This is a genomic window from Arthrobacter sp. JUb115 (genome assembly GCF_004365035.1).
Taxonomy (GTDB): domain Bacteria; phylum Actinomycetota; class Actinomycetes; order Actinomycetales; family Micrococcaceae; genus Glutamicibacter.
The window spans coordinates 505,819-528,653 of record NZ_SOBS01000001.1 but is presented as its reverse complement, the minus strand read 5'-3'; the positions used below and the strand labels follow the sequence as shown (position 1 = coordinate 528,653).

Here is a 22,835-nt window from a genome sequence, read left to right as displayed (position 1 = left end):
TTGCACCGCTTGCATCACCTGAGAAACCGCATAGCCCACGGCGAGAACATTCTTTCTGCCCAGCCCGAGCATCGCTTGGTTGATGTCTTCTTCCTCATGAAATACATGGACCCTGCTCTCGGTGAGTGGCTTATGAAGCTCAATCGTGTGCGTGCAGTGTCAAAGCAACGACCGAAGACCTAGCCTGAAGCCTCACACAGGTCGAGAAGCTAAGCCTCATTGAGAGACGTCGAGCTGAGCGACGGCCTCATCGTCGTCGGGTAGCAGGTATCCCCGCTCCAGCCACTGCGTAAATTCATCCGTGAGAGCTTCCGGGACTGGGTCTGTCCGTTCCGGCGCGCGGTGCTCACGCCGGCAACCGGCCATCCCGCCCTTATCTGCGGGTGCGTTGACGATATCGAGCACGTCGGGCAGGTAGCGCAGGTTCCAGTACACCAGATCACTATTCGGGTTCTCACTCCCATAGTTCGCTGCCGTCCACGACACATACAACCCCACTACGTGGGCAACAACGTTCGGATGTAGAAACCAGCAGGCGGGGATCATGTTCGTGCTTTGTCCCGCCCCGTAGGTCGCGTTCATCCAGGGAAGCCACTGGTTGATCTTGGTCAGCAGCTCATTGATTTGTTTCGGGTTGGCTGCATAGAGGTTCCACGGGGAGACGTCCTGCTCGGGGCCTATGCTGGTGAGTCGTTCCAGCTGGTTCGTGAGTTCCACAAGAATTGTTTCTTGTGCGGCGAGGCCTTGCTCGACCTTTTCTTGACGTTCGATCAGCGGCTCAACCAGCGGAACGATCAGTTCGACGAGATCGTCGTGGGGTTGTGGTTCGCTCATCGGGCACCGTCAAAGGTTTCTGCCGGCTCGCTACCGGCCTGGGTTTGGGTGGGTTCGTGGAAGATCTTTCCGCACCTGCGCAATGTTTGGTCTTTCATGTCTTTCAAGTCCTGGTGGTCTTTGCGCTGCCACACCATCTCGGTATGCACCACGTGCGGCGGCAGGTTCCGATACACGGCGGTAGCTTGTCCGAACCGCAGGTGCTTGAGCTCCTCAGCGCGCACGACCGCTTTTTCTTCGCTGCTGCGGGTCACCGAGCCACCGGTCTTACTGGAGGAGTGGCTGACGCGGGGGGTATCTCGCACGCCCATGTCATTCGCGTAGGTTCTCAGGTCTTCGCTGTTGATTCCGGGGAAGATCAGCTTCAAACTGGCGTTGGATTCAATGGTTTTGGCTTCTTCCTTGCCCCAGCGCGCTTCGTTCTGGATAAAGGATTGGCTGATGCCGACCACTTGGATGCCGCGGCCTCCGGTGTCGGTGATCAGTTCGCCCATGTTGCTGAACGCCGCCACATTCGGTGCCTCATCCAGGACCATGCGGAAGACCGGCCAGAGCCGGCCGGAAGCGAACTGGCTGGATTTGCGGCGGGCCGCCCGATAGACCTGGTCAGCGAACATGGTGCTCAAGGTCCCCAGCGGGGAGTTTTCCCCGTCGACGACGAGGTGCAGGGTGTTCGGTCCTTCGAGGAAGGTGTTGATGTCGAAGGATTCTTCCTTGCGGAACCGGAATTGCGAGAGCACCCGTTCGGTGACCAGGGGTTCGGCGAGGGAGATGAGGGTGGCTTTGATGGAGTCCTCGGTTTCGCCGGCCCGGGATTCGGTGCGTTCGCGCAAGGGCTGGATGAAGGCCCGTGATTTGTGGTGGTCCTCCAAGATGGTGATGGGTTCGGGGTTGTGCGAGTCGAAGATCCACATGAGCAGGTCGTCCATGGTGCGGTCTTCCAATGCGGCGGCGTGCAGGAGTCGTCCGAGGACGGTGCCTGCTTTGGCGCTGAACCAGGACCCGTTCTTGGTTCCTTCCATCGGGGCCGCGTTAGCCCATGCCTTGCCCCGCTCCAGGGCTTCGTCTTCGTCCTCGCACCCGTAGATCGGCGTCCAGTTCACGGTATTGGGCCAGCCGGTAATGTTTTCCCAGTCGCACACAAACACCTGACCTTGTTTTTCCCGGGCTATGGCAGTCCAGGCAACAACGTCAGGTTTGGTGGAGGTAGCGAGGACGGGGCCGGGGGCGTTGAGGACCATGGGGATGACGATGCTGGAGGTCTTGCCGCCGCGTGCTGGGGCGTAGACCCACATGCTGTCTTCCAGCTGGATATACAGCGGGATTTTCTTCGACGCGTTGGCATAGACCGCCAGGGCGATGAACGCCTCGGCGGTCTTCTTCGTAACCTGGGCCCCGTAGATCTGCCGGGCTTTGCGCCAGGCGGAAGTGAAGCCCATCATCGACGTAATCGACGCGCCCTGCGGAGTGTATTTCTTCGCCTCATCCCGCGAGCTTCCCCAGAGTTCGGTGAACAGCACATACGCCACGATCAGCACGGCTGCGAAGCCACCGAGGATGAACCACGACCCGGTCGGCCAGGCCAGGTTCTTGTCGAGGGCGGCTTGGATTAGGTCCATGGGGTTCCAGGAGATCCCGGTGCCGGTGGGGGTGAGGCGTTCGCCCCAGTTCAACGCCACCAGGGCGAGGCCGGCCAGGGCGGCGATGAGCAGCCAGGCGGGGATTTCGCGGTTACGCTGCGTGGGGTTCGCGCTCATCGGTGATCACCTCGTTCATTTTCTGGGCGGTGAGGGCCTTGTCGGTGTCGGTGAGGATCTTTTCCACGTCGCTGCGCAGGTGCTTGACCTCGAACGGTGCTTCGTTGCCGATCTTCATCAGGCACGTGCCGGTGGCCAGGTTCAAGATCGTGCCGTAACTGGAGGCAGGCAGGTCGAACATTTCCACTGCGGCCCGCGCATCGGGGGCTTTCTTCTGCTGATAGACCAGGACGGTGTCGCATTCCTTGATGATCGCTTCGGCCTCGGTGCCGGGCGGGATGTCTGAGACGTGGTGGAACATGAACCAGTTCGACAGGCCGATGGCGCGGGAGACTTTCTGGTTGCGGCGGATGACTTTGGCGACGGAGGTTTGGACGACGTGCCAGGCTTCTTCGACGATGAAGTGGGTTTGACGCCGGTTCTTGGCCCGGAAGAGCCGGTTGGTCATCCACGTGTTGATGACAGTCATGATGATCGCCAACGCCGGCCCGGTCTCGGGCAGCTGGGAGACGTCGAAGACGGTTAACCCGTCAGCGAGGATCACGTTCTCTGAGGTTTCGCCATCGATCAGGCCGGAAAGGTCTTCATCGACGAACCGTTCCAGTTCGAACGCCAGATCGTACCCCCATTCGCGCAACACGGTCCGGTCGATCTGCAGTTCCTCGCAGTCGACAGGGGAGGGGTCGAGCATGCGGGAGATGACCAGGCCGATGGTGGGGGTACGGCCAGCAGCGCGGGTTTCTTTGAGCACGCGGTGGTGGGCAGTGCGCATTGCTTTGCCTTCGCGGGAGGAGACTGGCCGGCCGAGGACCTCGGTGGCAACTGCCCGCAATAGCTGTGCTTGGCTTGGTGGGGCTTCGGAGCCGTTGGTTCGGGTGTCTTCGACTTCGGGGGAGATGGCCGGGTCGAAGATGTTCAGGCAGGCTCCGCCGCCACCGATTTTGAAGGTGATCGGCTCGCGCCCGAAGAACCTAGAGAGGGCTGCGTATTCGCCTTCTTCCGGGTTGGAGTCCGAGGGTTTCTTGTCGACGACGATGACGTTGCGGTTCAAGATCAGCGGGCGCAGGCCGCCCCAGGTTTTGCCGCCGGAGCTTTTGGCGGAGCCGAGGTCGCCGATGAGGATGACGTTGGCGTTGTTCACGGTGTTCGGGTAGGCGAAGATCGGGTCGTGCATGACGCCCCACCCTGATTCCAGGTCGAGGCCGAAGAGCAGTCCTTTGTAGGAGGTGGGGGACCAGGGGACGGCGAGGTTGCTGATCTCTGTTTGCCGGGTGGTGCTGATCCCGCCTTCGGGGGCTGGGTCGTAGAGCCCGTAGGTGGATCCGGTGCGGGAACGGCGGCCAGCGTCCCAGGACACGTCCGGGCGGAACATCTCGGCGGGTGCGGGGGTGGAGCTATTTTGATTGCTTGCTAGTTTGCTCGTTTGTGTTCGTCCTAGTTTCCTGGCTTGCTTTGATGCACGTCGTTCTTTCCGTGACTGTTTCTTCGCGCCCTTGTGGCCGGGAACTGCCCCGTCAGTTGAGGCAGGCCCGGAGGCGGCTTTTCCGGATGTGCCGGGGCTGGTGGGCAGAACAGTTGAGCGGTTGGTTTTCTTGAAATATTTCATGATTAACGGATCCCTCGTCCTAGCGGCATCACGGAAGCCAACGCCATATGGTGGCGGTCATCAAGCCAAATCAGTCGTTCGATTCCGCAATCAGTGGCCACCGATTCAATCTGCGTGGACACAGCCAATAATTCTTCTTCGGACTGCACGGTGAAGCTCAGGTACGCACCCCATTTCACCCCGTGATGCCCGCTGCCTGGCATGAGATCGGCGCCGCGCTGGTCCGAGGAGCTGGACATGACGTGTTCGGTGCCGTCGCTAACCTTTCCTTTCTCCGCATCGGATTTGCGCTTGGCCTTATCGCTGGTGCGATCAGAGACTGCTTGGGCACGGGCGGTGCGGGCATCGACGACTTCGTTGACCCACGACACCGAATGGATGACTGCGGGCACGATCCCGTTGACCAGTTGCCGCATGGACTGGACCGGCAACGCGGAGCCGGCTATGAACCCATGACGGGGAATATAAGCCACCCGAGTGTAAGCACGGTTATTCACCAAAACTGCTTTGGACGTTTTTGTGGCGTCCAGGCGCTGCCAGACCGAACCGAGGTTTTGGTCCGGGTCGTCGATGCTGAACTCGTACGGGTCCTGCAAATGCGCTAGCAGGGCGGCGGCCATGTTGGAGTTCACCGGCCGGAAACTGCGGATCGCCTTATGAGTGACAGCTTGGGACATCAGGGCGTGGGCTTCGCTGACGATCGCGTCATGCACCGCCCGCGGGCCGGGGGTTTGGGCGGTGATGGCGCGCTGCAGTGCGGCGAGGTTGTCGAAGCGCAGTACCCAGTAGGAGCGGTGCTGTTCGGCTTTCTGCTCCACATCCAGGCAGAGCTCTTGGTAGGAGCGGACCAGATGGTCGTGTGCTTCGGGGTGGACGTAGTCCGAGAGCCAGGAAATATGGTCGGTGATGTCCAGGGGGACGGAGCGGGTGAAGCTTTGGATGTGGGAGATGGCGCTGGTCCGCCGCGCTGCCCGGGCGAGGACTTTGCCGAACCCGATGAACGGGATGTCTTCGATGTCTTCTTCCACCACGCCGCCGGTGCTGCCGCGCACTTCGAAGATCGCGGTATAGAACACCGGAGCAGTGTTCGCATGCCTGAAGACGGTGAGGCGTTCGCGGGTGTTGAAGGGGACTTCGGTGGCGCTCATCTTCCCGATCATCAACGGCGCCGGCTGGTCGGTGGCTTTGCGGCGTTGGGCCCGGCGTACAGCGAACCCTTTGGGACGGGCAGTCTTCTGCTGGTTCGGGGTTGCCTGTTTGTTCGGTGTTCTCTGCTTGCGCGGGGTTTTCTGCTCTTGTTGGGTGGTGTGCTGGTAGGTTTTCAGGCGCTCTGCGGCGATCTGTTCGTGGACGGGGTCGAAGACATCAGTGCCGGTGGTTTTCTGCCAGAGCCGGTAGGCCCGTTCGGCGTGGATGGCTGCGAGGCTGCGTCCTTCATTGATGGCGGTGGGCATCGTAGTAAGGATGCTGGCCACGGCCACGAAGAGCGCTGCGACGAGGAAGAAGAAGCTGAATGATCCCAACATGACCAGGAATGCGGAGAGTGCGAGGCCAATGAAGAGGAGGAGCTTTTCGGGCAGGGAGCGGCCTGAGAGCAGTCCGCGGGACTTGAACTCACCGCCGAGGGCAACGTGACGAGTCATGAGGGTTGATCAGTCCTTAAACGAATCCCAGGTATCGGGGTCGGAGTCCTGTTGGGCGATGCGGGCTTGGGCTGCCGCGTTGGACATGGCGTAGCGGGCGTTGGAGAGCATTCCGACCTTGCCGGTACGCAACGGCCGATACGCCTTGTTAGAGGTGGCACTGGTTGAAGAGTTGGCAGGACCGGCGGGTTGGGTTTGCCGGCCGGAGGCTCCAGCCGCCTGGCCAGAAGTGCCAGTACCGCCACCGTCGAAGGTCGATTCGCCAGCAGGGCCGCCTTCAGGACTGCGGCCCGAAGATCCCATGGTTCCTGGACTACCCGCGCCGCTGGAATCACTGGCATTTCCTGCGCCTCCTGTTCGGGGGCTGGTTGGCCGTTCCATGACCTCGGTCGGAGCACCCTGGCCCGGGCTGCCAGGCGACGACTGGCCATTAGAAGAACCTTGCGGCTGGCCAGCATCCGGACTTCCGAACGTACCGGATCCTGAAGGTGGGGAAGAACTATCATCACCGCCACGCGCAGCTGAAGATCCCTGGCCAGCAGCACCGGCGGCTGCTGCTGAACCGGCTCCTGCTGCAGCACCGCCGCCCGATGCACCATTACCGGAACGGGACCCAGAAGAAGAAGAGCCACTGGAAGCGTTGCCGCGGCGTGAGGAGATCGCCCGACGCACGGCTCCTGCGCCAGCGCCGGCGAGGGAGCCGGCCATGCCACCGGCCGCAGCACCGACACCAGCAGAAATTTCAGGGGAGATCCCGCCGAAGTTCGCTTCGCGGCTTTGGATGATCGGCATCCACCGGAAGATCGCAGCGGGGGAAAGAACGATCAGCAGCATGATGAACGCAGTCGCACCGAGGTTGCCCACGTTGACCAGCACATCGTCGGTGCCTTCCTTGAACGCGGTCTGTGAGGCCAGGACTCCGAAGACGGCGCCCATAACGAGGAAGACCACGGGCTTGAGGATCAGCAGGGTGGCGAGGGTGGAAGCGATCTTCAGGACGTAGCGGCGGGTTTTCGGCGAGATGAGCATGCCGATCAGGGCGGCGATGGCCAGGCCCATGAGTTGCTGGAAGATCGGGATGAGCAGGAAGTAGATCATCAGGGCGATCGAGCCGATGAACAGCATCCCGAAGAAGATGATCGCCGCCAGAGGACCGAACCAGCTGCTGGATTCCAGGGAGGCGAACCGGGAGATCACGGTGATGAAGTTGCTGATCATTTCCGCTGACCAGTCGGTGGCCCCGGAGGTCAGCGGGGCGATGCGTTGCTGTATTTCGATCATGGCCCACGGCCCGTAGATCACCAGGAAGAGGCTGACCGGGAGGTAGTAGAGCAAGGAGTTGCTGAAGTCGTCGTCGCTGATCTCTCCGTTGCTGTGGTGCTTGAATAAGGTGAGCAGCATGATGGAGAGCCCGACGACACCAATGCCCGCGTAGAGTGCCCAACGGTCTTTGAACTCTTGGCTGGAGGCATCGAATTCGGTGGTGGAGGTGAGCTCTTCGAGGACTTTTGAGGTGAGTGCGATGGACTCTGATTTGCTGCTGTTGGCGACTTCTTCGAGTCCGCTTTTCGGGTCGGCTACGAAGTCGATGGTGTTGTCGATGGCATCCATGGCGTTCAGAACCGATCGGCCGATCTCGCTTTGGCCCATCCAATTTCTCAGAGTGCCTGAAGCCCACCCCATAAGGAAATCATTCGCTTGTTTCCTGACGCAGAAAGTAACGCTTTGCTGTCCCGCACCCGTGGAGCTCAGGGCCTCGCACAAATCCATGGCTGGTTCCTGCTTGATGATCAGCGCGTCAGGGTCCGGATACATGGCGTGCAACGCATCGCGCGTCTGTTCTTCGCAGTTGCGGGAGTCGAAGTTGAGGAAAGATTCCATCTTGCGGTAGTACGTGAAATTGCTGCATTCGTCGGCGCCGATCTCCGTGATGACATCATGCAGCAAGGTGTTCTTATCGTCATCCGATAAGTTTTCGTACCGCTTGACCTGGTCTTGGCTCAGAACCTCAGAGATATTTTCATCTGTTCCGGTGGCTTGGGCCGGGACTGCTAGACCTAGGGCGAGCAAGGCAGCGAAGATGGCGGTCAGCAACCGCCTCATCGTGCAAGCTCCATCCAACCATCGCGGCTTAGCGGATTGCCTTGGGAGTCTACGAAAATTTGGTTCAGCAGATCGTTGGGGGATTCTGGAGCTTTCTCTCCCTCGGCAATGATCAATTGAGATTCCGCACGAACGGGCGTCGGCGAGAAATCAAGCTTCCAATTGTTGCCTTCCCACACCAAAGATTGGTTCTGAGTGCGGTATTCGATCGAGGGGCCGATAGTTTTCCCATCCAGTTCGAGCCCTGGATCGTCGATCTGGAGTGCCACGGCAATGTTTGCTGATTTGCCTGATTCGCAGTTCTCGACCTTGTAGATCGCTGGAGAGATCAGGCTGCTCTCGGCCGAAGCTGAATTATTGGAGACCAGTGAGGCTGTGGCGTTGATGTACTTCGTGTTGTACTCGCCCGAAGCGGTGATCTGCTGAAGCGTTGCCTTCTGGTTCTTCCAGTTTTCAGGGGAGTAGGAATCAGCCGCCACATAATTCACGGCGGCACGGACGGCGTCTTCGCACGAAGCCGTGTATCCGATAGGGGTTTTTCCGTCGGGTGCGGTCTTGGTTCCGCCTTCACCGAGGCGGATGCTGGAGACCGGGAACCCGTACTCGCTGGTTTTGGTGGGTGTGGCAGGGGTGGTGGCCGCCGAAGAATCGGGTTGATCCTGGTCTTGGGACATGAGGACGCTGGCTACCACGACGAGGGCGATGGCTACCACCGCGACAATGAGGACAATGATTCTGCGGCGGCTGGTCATTAGAGCATCCCCGCCAATTTCAGGACAGCACCGATGATGACACCGAACGCGGCAACCGCGACCAGGGCAATGCCGCGGCGTTTCATCTCATCGGTATGCTCACCGAGCTCTTCGTAGTGGCCTTGCTTTTTCGCACCGGCGAACTTGCCAAGGCTGGTCAGCAGTTTCACGGCCACATAGATCAGTACGACGCCCCAGATGACGCCGAGGATGATGCCCAGTGCGCTGTCGAATCCATCGCCCAAAGGTGAGATGTCGGGGGAGACTCCCTCGAACGGGTTTTTCACGGTGGTGGATTCTTTTTGTTCCGCAACGATGTTGAGCGCGGTGTGTACTGGTGCGAACACGGGTTAGTTCTCCTTGGTGTTTCGTGGGGTCGTGTCGTTAGAGGCGGAACGGAAGAGTCCGGCGCTGACGGCGGCAGCGACTTTTTCGAAGGCGCGCACTGACTCGTCTGTGGCGAGTTGCCAGTCGATGAGCCCGTTGGTGTCCAGGGCTGGCTCGTAGGGGACGGTGAGGAATGTGGCGGTCTCGCCGAGGGCTTGTTCGAGCATCTGGCGCAGTTCTTTTCGGCGCTCTGGAGCCACGGCGCGTCGGTGGGATCCTGGGGTGATGACCAGGACCGCGTGCTCACACAGGCTGGCATAGTGCTGGTTTCCGGTGACTTGGGACATCGCCTGCAGTTGCTCGATGGTGCGCAGGACCGAGACGACGGATTTGTCGTTGAGCTCTACTGGGAAGACGAGCTGGTCGGTGGCGTCGATGCCGGCGAGCCAGTTCTCGGCGCGGGTGTTGTTTCCGGTGTCCAGTACGACGACGTTCCAGAAGCGCTGGACGACTTCGAGCAGTTCGTTGAAGGTGGGGCGGGTGAGCATTTGCATCCGGTCTGGATCCTCATCGGAGGCCAGTACACAGAACCGGTTATCGCCTTGCGGGCGGGTGTAGTACTGGACATCGCCGCTGCGGGTCCGTTCGCTTTTGAGCTGCTCGAGGGCGTCGAGCAGGTCGATGATGGTCATGTTCGACCCGTTGGAACGGGTGCGGACTCCGAGGGTGCCCATGGTTTCGTTGTTGTCCATGGCCAGCACGTTGTGATCCGAGGTGTTGCCGATGGTGGAGGCCAGTGCGACGGTGAGGGATGTTTTCCCGGCGCCGCCGGCAGGTTGGGCGATGGTCACAGTGACCGGGCGCGGGTAGACCCGGCGGATTGAGGCGAGCGTGTCCCGGCGTGTCAGTTCTTGGGGTCCTGGTTTCGGGGCGATCAGCCCGCCAGTTAAGGTGCGGATCTTCTTTTGCCACCCCTCTTCGGCTGGCAATGGCGTTTCCAGGGCGTCGGAACCGGTGATCGCACTGCTGAGCGTTCCCGAGACCAGCGGTGTCCCTGAGCCCAGTAGTGTTCCTGATCCCGGAATCGTCCCGGATGCCGGGGATGCCTGTGCGGAATCCGGTTTCTCAGATGCGTTTGCTGGTTCTTGCCCCTCGCTATTTGGGGTCGTAGTGCTCGAGCCAGGGGCTGGTCCGTCGCTGGCTGGTTGCTGGGTGGGTGGGTTGCTGGTGTCCGTTTCGCTGGGTGCTGGTTTCACCAGAAGGTCTGTTCTCATGCGGCGGCGTTCTTCGCCCGGCCAATCCCCGCTCATGCAGTTCCCCTTTCGTTCATCAAACCCATGGTATCAATTAGTATTGAAAATATAAGTTTCAACACTAAATAATACTCTACGGGGGTTGCCATGAACCAGGGAATGCACCGCACCACGCACCACGCTAGGGACCGCTCTCGCCGCCGTGCCGCCACGACAGGGATCGCTCTGGTCTTAGCCAGTGCGCTGCTGGCGGGTTGCACACCGGCCGAAACAGAGGGCACGCCGGGGGAGGGGAACGGGATCATGCACGACATTCATGCCTCTCCGGAACAATCAGCCATCGAAGACTGGAGCCCCCGGATCGCCCAAGAAGCTAGCGACGTGGCCACCAACGCCGCGACAGCCTACGCCCGCCCCGACCTGAACCAGCCTCAATGGTTTACCGGGCTGCGGCCCTATCTCTCTGCCGACGCGCAACGCACCTTCCAAAACGTCTCGAACTTGAACATCACCGCCACCACAGTCACCAGCACCGAAGAACCCGTCAAAGGTCGGTCCGCGGCGATCGCCACCGTCACCGTGAACACCAACACCGACTCCCTGGACTTCCTGTTAAGCCGGGCTGATGGTGAATGGGTCGTCGAAAAGATCACCAGCGCCAAGTAATGCGACGCTTCAGACTCATCAAAACCCTCGCCATCATCCTCCTAGTCTTCTTCGGCGGCATTTTCCTCTCTCTGACCATCCTCGGACCACGAGACGCTGCGGATCCCCTCTCTATGGACTGCGACCCGAACAGCAGCATCGGGAAAAACATTAACGTCACCAACCTGCCCACCACCCCAGTCGGCAACTACACCGAGAAGCAACTGGCCAACGCCGCGATCATCATCAACGAAGCCAGCACCGCAGATCTGCCCCAACGCGCGGCCATCATCGGACTGATGACCTCCATCCAGGAAAGCAGCCTGACCATCCTGGCCAACGACGGGAGCTGGCAGTACCCGGAAGGCACCCACATCATGACCAAAAACGAATGGGAACAAGCCAAAGAGGTGGCCGTGGCTTCCTTGGATGAACCGCATGAAGGTGTCGGGCACGCCTGGGACGCCATGGGCACCTTCCAGCAACGGCCCAGCGCCGGCTGGGGCACTGTCGGACAGATCATGAACCCTACTTATGCGGCTGCGACCTTCTTCGACCGCCTCCAGAACATTGACGGGTGGGAAGAGCTGCCCTACGAGCAAGCCGCCGAAGCCGTCCAAGCCTCCGGCCTGCCTGATAACTACGCGCAACGCAGGGATGATGCAGAGCTGATCTACGCGGCGTTGCAAGGCGCCGAAGCCACTGATGTCGACCAGGATGAAGCCTATGTCTCGTGTGATGAGGGGGCTGAGAGCCGCAACCCGAAAACGGAAAACACTCCGAACAATGAATCAGACTGGGTCTTCCCCTTGGAGACGTTGACGAAGATCTGGCACAACTACGGCGAATCCCGCGGCCCCTACCCGCACGCCGGCGAAGACTTCGCCGCCCCGGAAGACACCCCGATTTACGCGGCGGCCGCCGGGCAAGTCATCCGCGCCAGTTGCGATGACCTCGTTGTGGGCCGGTCGCCCTGCCAGATCGAAATCGACCACGGCATGCACGACGGCGCCCAGATCACGACCTTATATGTTCACATGTTCCCGGATGATCTGATCGCGCACGTCGGCGATGAAGTTGAAGCAGGAGAACAGATCGCCCAGGTGGGTACCAACGGCAACTCGACCGGTTTCCATCTGCACTTCGAAGTATGGAAAGACGGGCAGATCACGAACCCGATGGAGCTGCTCGAGCAGCAGGGCGTCACGATGCCTGGATAAAGTCCTGCTGCTGTCTTCGGCGCAGCACCGCATCCACCAGTCCCAACGTCATGCCGGCCAGGACACTGAGAATTGCAGGATAGATGAACAAGTCCGTGATCCAGCCCAGTTGCCGGTTCGCCAGCTCGGCCAGATGCCCCAGCGGGGCGGCGATGACCAGGCCGAAGCCGAAGCCCATGAGCTTCTTGGAGTAGTACGGAATCCTTGATACCGACTCGGTAGCTGCCCGCATCAGCGGGGCCACCAGGAACGAGGAAACGATCGCCGGGTATATGTAAAGCGCGAGCTTATATAAGACCACCAACGGGTTATCCCTGAACGCGTTCAACCCCACATCAGAGTAGGAGCTGCCACTGAGCACGAACAGGACACCCATCAGGGCGGCCGAGGCCGGCAATGCGACAGTGGAGAGTTTCAGGATCTTGTGTGCGATCTCGGGGCGGTTGATGCCATGGGAGATCTGTATGCCGCCGCAGAAGAACACCAGCGCAATACCAATATGGGATACGAGGTTCGCAAAATTTTGGGATCCCGCCAAGGAATCAACGAACTCATAGACCGGATCAACAGCCAAGGACAGGACGAGGGCCATGCCCAAATGGGTGAGCCACAACCAGAAATTCCCGACCCCTTGGATCAGGCGAGGAAGGCGGGCGATGAGGGCTGCGAGGAAACTGGTGGCAAGGATTGCAGACACCCAGCTCGAAACCGCCACATCATTCATCCTAAATGACGGTCGAAGCTCTCCCGGTCGCGTTCCTGCTTGCCCACCTGCTGCAAACGTTGCTCAGTGCAACTGAGCAACTGTCCGACAGGAACTGTATTAGCCCAAGTCGCACGGCATTCTTCAACCCAACCAGCTTCTTTCCCCGTGAGCACTTCAGAGATCACTAAAGCCGACACGCCCGGCCACCCAGCATGCTCGCACACCGCCAGCGCCACATCTTCACGCAACCTGGTGCGCAGCATCTTCCATAGCGTCGGCTGATTCACTCCCAGCTCATCAGCGATCCTGGCACGCAACGCCCCGTCGTTGGCGAGATTGAACCAATACAACGCCGCCATATCGTAGCTCTCAGGCCCGAGTTGGGTTTCGGTCACTGGCTGGTTTTCCAGGCGTCCAGCACTGGCGCGGAACAACCCTGGCGATGAAATGAAACCTGGCATCTCACCGACGGCAGGCGACGAAGGAACAAGATCTGAGAAAGCTTCGAAGCGGGCGAGCTGGGTGAGAGGATCCAAATCCAGGGCGCGGGAGATGGCAGCGATTGTTGCCGGCGCGACGTTGCCTCGAGCGAGCTGTTGCTTGACCCGCAACCTCGGCAGGTCAGCGACGGCGGCAAGGCGCACGGAACCGGTGCCTGGAGAAACCTCATCCAGCCACGCTTGAACTTCATCGCGCCCTAGCTTCACTTACCGCTCATTCACTCACACCACAACAACATGCTCACACCGCGCCCTCGGTGCTTTTGCTAACCTGTCTCAATTTATCCTGTCTGACGGGCCTATATTCCCAGTTTATAGGCGGGGACAAGACACAATTCGGCCACAAAACACCGAACAACCCGGAAACCAGGGCTCAGAACCTGTTATGGCAGGCGAAGGTGCCGGCCGATGGATGCTTCACGAAGGTGTACTCGCGATAGCCGAACAAAAGCGGAGGCTTGTCGGTAGGGCACGTACGATAATGAGTAAGTTTTGCAGTTGATTCGGGGGGGGGTGGGGACGCCTATCGGAATCGTTGGCCTGCCTTCTTGGGGGCGGTAGCAGTCGCCGTTCAGACCACTCGTAGGGCCCTGTCACAATTGTGCGGCAGGTCCTCGTCTTCTGTTGTTGGTCAAGCTTGGCTGGACCAGCCCGGAAAAGCTTCTTCCAGAGCGTCGCACCGCCATGCCGCCAGCTTCTTCTCCGATCGAGACTGGTGCTGGTTATGCAGCCAGACACCCAAGGATCGTTCCTTCTCGGATGCGTAGGTCCGGTAATGTGGGAAGTGACCGTGCTCTGCAACGTACTGGACAAGAGCCTCAAACCGGGCCTGCCATCGCTCATCGAGTTCGAATTGCCGCGGGTCGATATGCCAGTTGGGAACGTCTTGCAAAAGCAGAATTTTAGCGGCGGGCAACTGGCCGGCCTGGAGGTTTTTGCGTTGAACAGCAAGCCAGGCGTGCAAGGAACGCTCGGCGCGGTCCCCGGTGGTGCGGGGAACCCTTTTGTACTCAGCATGGAATGCTGTCAGTTCATTTGCCCGTCGCCGCCACATGCTGGAGGGCCGGGCTTTGCCGCGTGAGGCCACTGCAGCTTCGTGCTTGGCGCGAAAACCGGGTTCATAATGCTCGCGTCGTCGCAGGTGGTAGTGGATGGTGGCGGGACCGCGATGACATAGTTCGGCGATTTCCCGCACGGTGATACCGGCGAGCAGCAGCTGGTCCCATTCGGGGTGCCTTGAAATGTTCCAGCTGGTCATGGCCTTAAGATACCGTACGCGACGAGCGCTGAGGACGGATTCTTGGGATTTGGTGGGGTATTGTAGTCCAGGCTTTTGCATGCCGGTCCCGGCGTGCTTGTCTCCGGTAGGGGGCACCGGTCCTAGTAGGTGCCGTAACCACCGCTAAAAGCGAATACAGGCTAGCGATACTTACCAAAGTTTTGAAACTATGCCGGTGCTTGTCTCAATGAATGCTCGATCATTCGTTAAATACCCAAACGGTTCTGGTGGGATTTAGAGAGGACATACATCAATTCAGCACCTGACGGTTGTTATTCTGTTTAGTAGGAAATGGTTTCACACAGGATCGCTGTTCTCGTTGAGAATTTAAGTTTGATTAATTTCGAATGGTGCTCTGAGGGTATTATCGCCTGAGCTGCATGGAGGTTAAAGCCTAAGATGACACGCATTGCGAAAGATGCACAGGTATTTAACGGTGCCCAGATATTCACCGATTCGGCTGAACAGGCTATTTCTTACCTTAAAATGCATACTCCGCTGACAGATTGGTCAGTTTCTCGAGTAATCGATGGAGAGCAGGTCCACTTGCACGTGCAGCCGGATCAGTTGCTCAAAACTGGTCAACGTGTTGAGTGGGAGGAATCTTTATGCAGTCGAATGGCCAATGGTGCTGCTCATATTGTGGAAAATACGCAGCAAGATCCTGACTATTCGTGTATGCGATTTTCAGCCGAGGTGGGGGCCTATGCCGGGTACACCATCAATGATGACCGGGATGAGATGTTTGGTGTCCTGTGCGGGGTTCGCACCGATCCGCTCACTGAGGGAGAGAAAATAGATGAAGAACTCGTTGCCCTCATCAGTTCACTTCTATCTGCCCAATTGAAGTTAGCAAGAGTAGCTGATAGAGAACGGAGAAATAGTGAGCTAGCCGATGCCTTGGCGCAAACAGATGCTTTGACTGGTCTGTTGAACCGACGCGGCTGGGATAAGATCACCAGCGATGCGCAAGAACGTCTCGACGCTTTTGGCGATTCCGTCTCGGTTGCTGTGATAGACCTCAATGGGCTTAAGCAGGTCAATGACAGCCAAGGTCATACAGCTGGAGATTTATTGTTGCAGCGCACTGGTGAGATCCTGAGAGGAAAAAGCACTGAGTCCTGCCGCGTCGCTCGATATGGGGGTGATGAGTTCATGATTTTGGCCAACGGAGTAGCTCCATCCCAGACAGAGGCTTATTTCTCAGTATTCAAAGAGTCCTTGGAAGAGGCAGGGATTCCTGCAGCCATAGGATTCTATTCAGCTCAGCCAGGTAGTACCAACATTGATCAGTGCATTGCCGCGGCTGATGCTTTAATGTATCAGCAGAAATATCAGAGTCGCGTTCGTGCCAGGAAAAACAGCTAACAGACTGTCCTTGCAACGGCCTTTAGAGAACTATATCCTTCTAAATGCGCTCATGCCAGGAAGATCTCTAGATCGAAAACTGTGTTCACTAATGTCATTACTGACATGCTATTTTGCTGATCTTATCTACCTCTGCAACCGCTTCTTTGGGCGGAATTCTTTCGCCGATAATGTACGTTATGTTAAGTAGAAGAAGACTTAATTTGATTCCATCGCATATGATGAACTTTCGGGCAACTATCTTGCCTTGAGCATAATAATCTGGAGCGCTATCGAGACGTTATCTTCTTGGGGGCCATTGAATCCAATAATCGATTTCACGTGGCCAGGCATGTCCCAAATGTCGATCCAATAATTCAACTAGCTTCGTTCCGTCTACAAGATCCAGTTTGCTATTTTTAGATGCCATCTGATAGGTATTCTTCGAGATTCTCCCAGTGGTCAATAACACCGCTGACGTCGCATGATCATTGTCCGCGGTCCCAAGGATTGCACGTGCTTTTGTAATGGGAACTGAACCACCATAATGTGCGCAGTCAATAACCCGATGCTCTCGACGCCCAGGCTGTTCTCGTTTAGCGATCACGTCGCGACCTCCATCATTTGTTGGAGCAGTTAGTGTGCAACTAAATCCCATCTTCGAATACAGATTAGCCGTGAGATGTTCTAGCTCACGAGGGTTGATTTTCGCTAGCGCTTCGGCCGCGTTGCTACTCTTCCTTGATAGGTACTTAGCGGAAATTAACGCCGTAGCGTCCCATAACCCTTCTAGGCGGCGATCAGGCAAGGACTGCCCATGAGCCATAATGTATGCATCAATTACTTCCATTGCTTTATTGGGCCAATGTGGCAGTAAATCAATAATCCATCGGACACCAGGATGTGCAGGCGTTCTTGGGTTAACTAGGCGCTTGCCATACTCTCTGGAAGCAAGTCTTTCTTGAATTTCTCCAGCATCCTTCATCTGAAGAATTCTGAAGTTAAATACATCAGTGCCGAAATTCACGTATTCGAAGAGAAAGCATCTTAATAAGTGTTTCACCTGATTCAATTCTCGCTGATCGATCGACGAAACATAATTCTTAAGCATTTCATCGGTAGGGAAGGCCATCATTGGAGGATTAATGTCACTGTCAGGGTCAACTTTCGCCATTGCATTGAGCCAATCCTCAAGCTCATCTTGGTCCTTTATTTTCGTTTCCTGTGTAGATAACTTAATGGGTAAACTTCGCGATTTCATAACGACAATTCTCGCATGTTTGCACAAGACTCCGATCCCTGATGAAACTCCCGGCCGTGCTGCTCCCCCGATAGTTATTCGAACTGAAGCTCCACCGATCACGATCAGCACCGAGGAGCCTACGGAATCCGTCGAGCCCAGCGAACCTGAGTCGGCACCAGCACCAATAGCATCGCCCAAGGAAGCATCCCAGGCTTCATCGAAGGTCTCCGACCTGCTTGCTGAAATTCCAGTGAAGGGCCGCGCGCGGAAGACTGGATACGAACGCAGCATGTTCGGCAGCGGATGGAGTGACACGGACCGCAACGTTTGCGATACCCGCAACGACATCCTCGCCCGGGACCTGGATGTCCACGAGTTCAAACCCGGAACACATAATTCCGTGGTTCTCACCAGGACTCTTCTCGACCCCTACACGGGCAAGGCCTTTGAGTTCCTACGTGGCCAGGGAACCAGTGCTGCTGTCCAGATTGACCACATTGTTGCGCTTTCGGATGTATGGCAGAAAGGAGTACAACAGCTATCGGCTCAGGAACGCATCGAGCTCGCAAACGATCCACTCAACTTACTGGCAGTCGACGGGCCGACGAACGCCTCCAAAGGCGATGGCGACACTGCAACCTGGTTACCACCGAACCGAGGTTTCTGGTGCGAGTACGTGACTCGCCAGATCGCTGTTAAGCACAAGTGCAGCTTGTGGATGACCAAAACTGAGCACCCGGCGTCTATTCGTGTGCTGACTAACGACCGCACGTAATGGGCCCCGGTATGACACGGGTGATCAATTGATCCCTATTTACTATGGGAATGCTGGCCAGAAAGACTGATCCTAAGCTTGGTGCACCCGGCAGGCAGCGTGGGCTCGCTCTATGAAATTCATGAGTCGAAATTTCTTGACACTGAACACAAGGGGTCCCCGAAAAAGGTTTCCACGAGATACGAGAATAAATTTCCCATCGACCAAAGGTGGAAAGTGTGTCCTGGACCACTGTTATGATTTGATTCATGCAATGTACAGCTCCCGTCCAGGGTCATCGCTCGGCTAGTGCGGCAGCGCGCTGCCCCGCATGTTCAAGTCGTTCTTATCGACGTTCATATGCCGCTCCTACGTACCAAGCGACACAATCCCGGTCTTCAGCGCCTTCCTCATCTTCAGGCGGTGGGCGCAGAAGTAAGCGCCGTACTTCCAAAGGTACGAGTGTTTCCTTTACCCCCTCCGAAGTGCGAACCCTCTCCCCGGTGCATAAACAGGCTGTGCGGATTTCCGAAAAGTACCCTGACCGCCGTGATGTTTTCCTATGCCATGCCTGGGACGACAGACGGGGCGCGGCGAAGGAACTACATGATGAGCTGGAAAAGCAGAACGTATCTGTCTGGTTCAGTGAGAAAGACGTGGTTCTAGGAAAGTCACTTATCCGAGAAATTGATAAAGGTCTCAGAACATCCAAAATCGGAATTGTGCTTGTGACTCCTTCAATGTTCAAGAGTCTCGATGTTGAAGGTATCGCTGATAAGGAGCTCTCAGCGCTTCTAGCGACCGACCGTGTTATTCCCGTAACGCATGAAACTACGTTCGAAGAACTTCGAGACGTCAGCCCCCTTTTGGCTGCCCGCTCAGGTTTGAGCACAGAGGCATCTTCGCTAGAAGAGGTTGCGATCAAGATCGCCGAGACCATTGATTCGGATTCCGATTTCTAGCAGCAGACAACAAGACTGGTGTGGCATGTAGACAACAGCTACATGCCACACCAGTTTTCGTTGTGCTTCTACTGGGGTCTTCAACTATTGACTTACAATAGACCCGAAGTTCTAGATTCTTGAAGTATTTTCGGTTCAGCGTAGTTTCACATGTAGAAGACTGTATTACTACTGAAGGGTTGCAAGACGTCTCACCGCACGTCACTCCCCCCGGTGAAAAATCCGCGGAAACTCAACGGTCCAAAATTCTCGCAACTATGTGTTGCAATCGTTGTCAGAGAGACCCGATGACACTGTTAGTTGTGAGGCAGTGCTAAAACAACAGGTATCTAAAGAGCAGATCTCAGGAAAAGTTTGCCAGCCCAGTGACTGGCAAACTTTTTTTTCAGTTTCTTGTGCAGTAAATCCTGCCATTCCGGTTCGAGTGGATTTTACTTCGACACTGATTTACTAGTTACTGCCGTGGCCCAGCTAGCTTTGGGGATCGTCACGCGATAAGTCTTTTTCTTGGATTCCTTCAGCTTGAAGGTCGCTTTACCGCTCTTCAACTTCATTGTTTTGACAGTCTTCCACTTCGTGCCGGATTTGACTTGAAGTTTGGCTGTGGGGTTGTACTGTGCGTAACGGTACTTTTCTGGAGAGTAGACGCTAGCCGTAGTGGTTAGCGTGACATTCTTACCAGATCGTTTGGCTGTAAGGGTGCTCTTAGTCTTGCCACGCAGGTAAATGGTCTTACCCGTCGTATCCCAGTAGCTACTGAAACCGTAGGACAGGTAGCCATCCCGATCTACATATTCGTAGTCCACAGAAATATCGCTTGGCCCGATTTTATAAGCACCCAGACCCTCAAACGATGGACATAGCTGTACATAGTCGACGGTGGTGTCCGCGAACCATGCAGAATCGATCTCTCCGCCATTCCTGCTTACTGACGAAGTCAACCAATATCCGACATTCGTGATGCCGCTGTAGTTCTTTTTCAGCTTGGCGGAGATTTTCACTCGGCGGCAGTTGCTGTTGGAGATTACTTGATCCGAGGCGTTGAAACCGGTGATGTCAATCGGTTTCTTAGCGGCCTGGGCCGGAGCGCCGGCGAGGAGCAGACTGCCGGCTAAAGCAACGGCAGTCAGGGCGCCGGTATATTTTGTGCGGGAGAGTATCCCCATGAGATGTCCTTAGACGTGATGAGTGGCTACCCCATCGATTGCCACTTCTTAATCATAAGGATTTATTCGACATCTAAGAAGAGAATATGTGGGAGATGATTCGAAAAGTATTGTCTTTCGATTGTGCTCGGAGGTAGCCAATAGTTCATCGAAGAACCAGCAACTTCATCCCAGTAGTGGTCATTAGGCTACATCGTCCGTCCTGAGTCCGGCAGAGTGCAAAAGCCGACAATCACGTGAACACGTAGTTGCCGGCCAGTTGCTGACGGTGCTATCTCACCGAAGAAGTTGTAGTCTTCGAGACATAGCCTTTTTTGCTAGCTGTGACTTTCACGTAGACAACCTTGCCTCGATCCCGCAATGTCACCTTGTAGGTCGACTTGGTGGCTTTGCTGATCGGCGCGCCAGAACGGTACCACTGGTACTTGTACTTCTCGGGCTTCGGACTCCACGAACCCGGTTTGGCTGTCAGTTTCGATCCAACCTTCACCTTGCCCGATACGGAGGCACCCTTCTTTACCGTGAACTTCGCCTTGGCTACCGTCTTGGTTTTCGACGTGGTGCTTGTCTGGGTTGCAAAGCCGGAACCGCTAGCGGTGACTCGGACGCTGATCTTCCTGCCTACATCGGACAGGCCCAGCTTGTAGGTGGTCTTCGTGGCGTTCTTGATGGTTTTGCCATCACGCAGCCACTGGTACTTGAACTTTCCCGGCTTGGTAGAACGGGTACCAGGATTCACCTTCAGAGTCTGACCGTAGACTACTTTGCCACCGATGTTCGGAGCTTTGGTGACAGTGTAATTGCCCTTGATGACCTGGGAGGTGTAATCCGAGGTGTGTACGACCGGATACATTCCGGTCTTTGAACCGGTAACCGTGTAAGAAAGGCGTTTACCTAGATCAGCAGCTGCTGGAGCGTATGTGGACTTGGTGGCACCCTTGATGTTCTTCCCTGCGCGAAGCCACTGGTATTTGAGCTTTACACCTGACGGCGCATTGGAGACCTTCGCAGTGAGCTTCTTCCCTACCTGCGCCGAGTCAATCCGCCCCAGTTTTAGGAGGATGGGATCCTGGACAGTGAAAGTTTTGGAGAAGGTTTCCGTTGTGCTTTGCCAGTATTCTGTTTCGCCCCTGTACTCATGGTGCGTTGCTTTGACGGTGAGCTTTTTGCCGGAGTCTGCTTTCCTCAGCTTGTAAGCGCAGCCGCCTGAATCTCCACTTTTTGATTTTTGGACTACTGTGCTGCCGCGGCTCCAAGTGCAATTGGTTTTCATGGCGGAACCGCTGGAGGTTTTGCTGCCTGCAGCAGTCACCCAAGTACCAACGGGAACCGTAGTTGCCGACGGATTCAGGATCGAAGCTTCGCCGAAAGGAGCATAGCTAGCCTGTAGCTTTCCTGTACCCAGCCATGACAATTCTTCGTATGCAGAGACAACATATTGTTCACCGACATGGATGTTGTACTGCAGGCTGCGCCCGTCTGCCTTGTGCTGGCCCTCGTAGTATCCATCCAAGAAGCGCATGCGTGTGGCCTTGGGGGCAACGAAAGTATTGAACCCCACCTGCTTGACTGGCGGATCTGTCCATCCGTCGTTCGTAAAGTAGTCTCCGATTTCCAGGCTGAACGGTTCGCCGTCGAAACCTTTGAAGGTTTGAAGCTTGAATTCAGTACCTGCCAGCACACGGATTGGCTTCGTGTCGAACGTGATTTCCAGTTGTGCTAAAGCTGGTGCGTTCAAGAATTCTCGTAAGTCCACGTCAATCGGACCGTTGTATGCCAGGCGGTTTAGCGCGGTCATGCTTTTGAGAACGTCACCCTTAATTGGCGCGTTCTCCAAGCTCAAGTCAGTGATGGAAGTATTGCCTTGCACTGCTTGCTGGTCATCTCCAGTGCAAACCGCGCTGCTGCCTTCAACGGTGCAGTCCCCCATGCTGGCTTGCGCCGGCATTGCCACAAGTGGACTGATTCCCAGAGCAATGCTGAGGACCAGAGCAGATAATTTAGTTTTCAATTTTCCCCAAATGCTGCGATGCGAGTATTCAGACGAAGTTTATCTTCCGCTTAGAAAATTGGGTATCACTGTTTGGTAGGAACCTGGACTTTCTGGATGGTCCTATCGTGTTTTCCTAGTCTCTTTCTATGGATTGATTAGGTGGTCATGCATAATCCGTCTGACAGACTGAAAGGTTTCCCCGATAGAGTTTGGACAACAACTACGCGGCCAGCATGTGCTGGTTGAGGCACCAAAAACCGTACTCACACTGACCACGCTAGGCCGGTCACGTGTTCACTGATTCCAGGTAACTCCACCCCAACTCAGGCTGACGATCAGAGCTGCCCTCCCCGACTAGAGAGCTGATGAGGAGAAACAAGCCGAATTTTTTAAAAATTAGTCGTGTCGCAAACCTCTTAATAACAGCGCTATCCAATATTGTGGTTATATGAGTTCACCACGGCGCCCCAAGGGGTCAATGAAAGACCCCATCCCACTGGGATGGCGTGTCGAGCGCGAAAACCGGGATAAATTCACCGAACTAGCTGCCAAAGCTGGTATCTCGGGTGCAGCCCTATTCGACATGATGGTCGAAACTCTTGAACTTGACGAACGTGGTCTCCCTGATTGGGTGCTTCGTGACGATGAGGAAGGCCACCTGCCTATCGACAAGCCTTAAACAGAAAAGCCCGCGCAAAGCGCGGGACTAAAATTCTGAATCCGATCTGCCTACTCGCCAAAGTTC

20 protein-coding genes are annotated in these 22,835 nt (G+C 56.5%); 6 read left to right on the top strand and 14 right to left on the bottom strand.

Annotated elements, in window-relative coordinates; all coding sequences use genetic code 11:
• Positions 1 to 216: 216 nt before the first annotated feature.
• The 8 genes from EDF61_RS02460 to EDF61_RS02425 form a co-directional block, all read right to left on the bottom strand.
• On the bottom strand, positions 217 to 834 hold the full coding sequence (locus tag EDF61_RS02460; RefSeq protein WP_133833147.1) for a DUF4913 domain-containing protein: 618 nt from the start codon (positions 832 to 834) through the stop codon (positions 217 to 219).
• Entirely contained in the window at positions 831 to 2,591 is a 1,761-nt protein-coding gene (locus tag EDF61_RS02455; protein ID WP_133833146.1) for a type IV secretory system conjugative DNA transfer family protein, read from the bottom strand. The genes EDF61_RS02460 and EDF61_RS02455 overlap by 4 nt, the downstream gene beginning before the upstream one ends.
• Positions 2,566 to 3,948, bottom strand: a complete 1,383-nt coding sequence (locus EDF61_RS02450; RefSeq protein WP_133833145.1) for a putative type IV secretion/conjugal transfer ATPase — start codon at positions 3,946 to 3,948, stop codon at positions 2,566 to 2,568. Before EDF61_RS02450 ends, EDF61_RS02455 begins: the two co-directional genes overlap by 26 nt.
• 251 nt (positions 3,949 to 4,199) lie before the next feature.
• On the bottom strand, positions 4,200 to 5,840 hold the full coding sequence (locus EDF61_RS02445; protein WP_133833144.1) for a hypothetical protein: 1,641 nt from the start codon (positions 5,838 to 5,840) through the stop codon (positions 4,200 to 4,202).
• Positions 5,841 to 5,849: 9 nt separating this feature from the next.
• Positions 5,850 to 7,943, bottom strand: a complete 2,094-nt coding sequence (locus EDF61_RS02440; protein WP_133833143.1) for a TrbL/VirB6 family protein — start codon at positions 7,941 to 7,943, stop codon at positions 5,850 to 5,852.
• Positions 7,940 to 8,695, bottom strand: coding sequence for a DUF8175 domain-containg protein (locus tag EDF61_RS02435; RefSeq protein ID WP_133833142.1), 756 nt, complete (start codon positions 8,693 to 8,695; stop codon positions 7,940 to 7,942). The genes EDF61_RS02440 and EDF61_RS02435 overlap by 4 nt, the downstream gene beginning before the upstream one ends.
• Complete coding sequence (locus EDF61_RS02430) at positions 8,695 to 9,042, bottom strand: hypothetical protein (RefSeq protein ID WP_133833141.1); 348 nt, start codon at positions 9,040 to 9,042, stop codon at positions 8,695 to 8,697. Before EDF61_RS02430 ends, EDF61_RS02435 begins: the two co-directional genes overlap by 1 nt.
• 3 nt (positions 9,043 to 9,045) lie before the next feature.
• Entirely contained in the window at positions 9,046 to 10,332 is a 1,287-nt protein-coding gene (locus EDF61_RS02425; protein WP_133833140.1) for a MinD/ParA family ATP-binding protein, read from the bottom strand.
• 246 nt (positions 10,333 to 10,578) lie between these two features.
• Here EDF61_RS02425 and EDF61_RS02420 point away from each other — a divergent pair, with 246 nt between their 5' ends.
• Positions 10,579 to 10,941, top strand: coding sequence for a protein kinase family protein (locus EDF61_RS02420; protein WP_133833139.1), 363 nt, complete (start codon positions 10,579 to 10,581; stop codon positions 10,939 to 10,941).
• Positions 10,941 to 12,140, top strand: a complete 1,200-nt coding sequence (locus EDF61_RS02415) for a M23 family metallopeptidase (protein WP_166650672.1) — start codon at positions 10,941 to 10,943, stop codon at positions 12,138 to 12,140. Before EDF61_RS02420 ends, EDF61_RS02415 begins: the two co-directional genes overlap by 1 nt.
• Here the strand turns inward: EDF61_RS02415 and EDF61_RS02410 are convergent.
• From EDF61_RS02410 to EDF61_RS02400, 3 genes are all read right to left on the bottom strand, one after another.
• On the bottom strand, positions 12,124 to 12,855 hold the full coding sequence (locus tag EDF61_RS02410; protein ID WP_133833137.1) for a hypothetical protein: 732 nt from the start codon (positions 12,853 to 12,855) through the stop codon (positions 12,124 to 12,126). The two genes, EDF61_RS02415 and EDF61_RS02410, sit on opposite strands and share 17 nt — an antisense overlap.
• 5 nt (positions 12,856 to 12,860) lie before the next feature.
• On the bottom strand, positions 12,861 to 13,490 hold the full coding sequence (locus EDF61_RS02405) for a helix-turn-helix domain-containing protein (RefSeq protein WP_133833136.1): 630 nt from the start codon (positions 13,488 to 13,490) through the stop codon (positions 12,861 to 12,863).
• A 487-nt stretch (positions 13,491 to 13,977) separates the two neighbouring features.
• Positions 13,978 to 14,604, bottom strand: a complete 627-nt coding sequence (locus EDF61_RS02400; protein ID WP_166650671.1) for a helicase associated domain-containing protein — start codon at positions 14,602 to 14,604, stop codon at positions 13,978 to 13,980.
• A gap of 420 nt (positions 14,605 to 15,024) precedes the next feature.
• Here EDF61_RS02400 and EDF61_RS02395 point away from each other — a divergent pair, with 420 nt between their 5' ends.
• Entirely contained in the window at positions 15,025 to 15,993 is a 969-nt protein-coding gene (locus EDF61_RS02395; protein ID WP_133833134.1) for a GGDEF domain-containing protein, read from the top strand.
• 280 nt (positions 15,994 to 16,273) lie between these two features.
• Here EDF61_RS02395 and EDF61_RS02390 read toward each other — a convergent pair whose 3' ends face one another.
• Positions 16,274 to 17,233, bottom strand: coding sequence for a restriction endonuclease (locus EDF61_RS02390; protein WP_166650670.1), 960 nt, complete (start codon positions 17,231 to 17,233; stop codon positions 16,274 to 16,276).
• Between EDF61_RS02390 and EDF61_RS02385 the strand changes: the two genes are divergently transcribed.
• Both EDF61_RS02385 and EDF61_RS02380 read left to right on the top strand, forming a co-directional pair.
• Positions 17,211 to 17,990: an HNH endonuclease family protein gene (locus EDF61_RS02385; protein WP_133833247.1), complete on the top strand. Its 780-nt coding sequence runs from the start codon at positions 17,211 to 17,213 to the stop codon at positions 17,988 to 17,990. The genes EDF61_RS02390 and EDF61_RS02385 overlap by 23 nt on opposite strands.
• A gap of 482 nt (positions 17,991 to 18,472) precedes the next feature.
• Entirely contained in the window at positions 18,473 to 18,931 is a 459-nt protein-coding gene (locus EDF61_RS02380; RefSeq protein ID WP_286172062.1) for a toll/interleukin-1 receptor domain-containing protein, read from the top strand.
• A gap of 431 nt (positions 18,932 to 19,362) precedes the next feature.
• Here the strand turns inward: EDF61_RS02380 and EDF61_RS02375 are convergent, their stop codons facing one another.
• The gene (locus EDF61_RS02375; protein ID WP_133833131.1) at positions 19,363 to 20,097 is read right to left on the bottom strand and encodes a hypothetical protein; all 735 of its coding nucleotides are present in this window, start codon (positions 20,095 to 20,097) and stop codon (positions 19,363 to 19,365) included.
• Positions 20,098 to 20,368: 271 nt separating this feature from the next.
• Positions 20,369 to 22,108 carry a hypothetical protein gene (locus tag EDF61_RS18705; protein ID WP_166650669.1) on the bottom strand — a complete coding sequence of 580 codons (1,740 nt, stop codon included), beginning with the start codon at positions 22,106 to 22,108 and terminating at the stop codon, positions 20,369 to 20,371.
• 460 nt (positions 22,109 to 22,568) lie between these two features.
• Between EDF61_RS18705 and EDF61_RS02360 the strand changes: the two genes are divergently transcribed.
• A complete protein-coding gene (locus EDF61_RS02360; RefSeq protein ID WP_133833129.1) occupies positions 22,569 to 22,769 on the top strand; it encodes a hypothetical protein in 201 nt (66 codons plus the stop codon).
• The last annotated feature ends 66 nt before the right edge of the window (positions 22,770 to 22,835 follow it).

What these genes read in the sequence shown, in the direction of transcription:
- EDF61_RS02435 (WP_133833142.1), bottom strand. Translation starts at nt 8,695, where the DNA reads ATGACCAGCCGCCGCAGAATCATTGTCCTCATTGTCGCGGTGGTAGCC.
- EDF61_RS02445 (WP_133833144.1), bottom strand. Translation starts at nt 5,840, where the DNA reads ATGACTCGTCACGTTGCCCTCGGCGGTGAGTTCAAGTCCCGCGGACTG.
- EDF61_RS02360 (WP_133833129.1), top strand. Translation starts at nt 22,569, where the DNA reads ATGAAAGACCCCATCCCACTGGGATGGCGTGTCGAGCGCGAAAACCGG.
- EDF61_RS02400 (WP_166650671.1), bottom strand. Translation starts at nt 14,604, where the DNA reads ATGACCAGCTGGAACATTTCAAGGCACCCCGAATGGGACCAGCTGCTG.
- EDF61_RS02415 (WP_166650672.1), top strand. Translation starts at nt 10,941, where the DNA reads ATGCGACGCTTCAGACTCATCAAAACCCTCGCCATCATCCTCCTAGTC.
- EDF61_RS02455 (WP_133833146.1), bottom strand. Translation starts at nt 2,591, where the DNA reads ATGAGCGCGAACCCCACGCAGCGTAACCGCGAAATCCCCGCCTGGCTG.
- EDF61_RS02390 (WP_166650670.1), bottom strand. Translation starts at nt 17,233, where the DNA reads ATGAAATCGCGAAGTTTACCCATTAAGTTATCTACACAGGAAACGAAA.
- EDF61_RS02420 (WP_133833139.1), top strand. Translation starts at nt 10,579, where the DNA reads ATGCACGACATTCATGCCTCTCCGGAACAATCAGCCATCGAAGACTGG.
- EDF61_RS02460 (WP_133833147.1), bottom strand. Translation starts at nt 834, where the DNA reads ATGAGCGAACCACAACCCCACGACGATCTCGTCGAACTGATCGTTCCG.
- EDF61_RS02440 (WP_133833143.1), bottom strand. Translation starts at nt 7,943, where the DNA reads ATGAGGCGGTTGCTGACCGCCATCTTCGCTGCCTTGCTCGCCCTAGGT.
- EDF61_RS02375 (WP_133833131.1), bottom strand. Translation starts at nt 20,097, where the DNA reads ATGGGGATACTCTCCCGCACAAAATATACCGGCGCCCTGACTGCCGTT.
- EDF61_RS02395 (WP_133833134.1), top strand. Translation starts at nt 15,025, where the DNA reads ATGACACGCATTGCGAAAGATGCACAGGTATTTAACGGTGCCCAGATA.
- EDF61_RS02425 (WP_133833140.1), bottom strand. Translation starts at nt 10,332, where the DNA reads ATGAGCGGGGATTGGCCGGGCGAAGAACGCCGCCGCATGAGAACAGAC.
- EDF61_RS02385 (WP_133833247.1), top strand. Translation starts at nt 17,211, where the DNA reads ATGGGTAAACTTCGCGATTTCATAACGACAATTCTCGCATGTTTGCAC.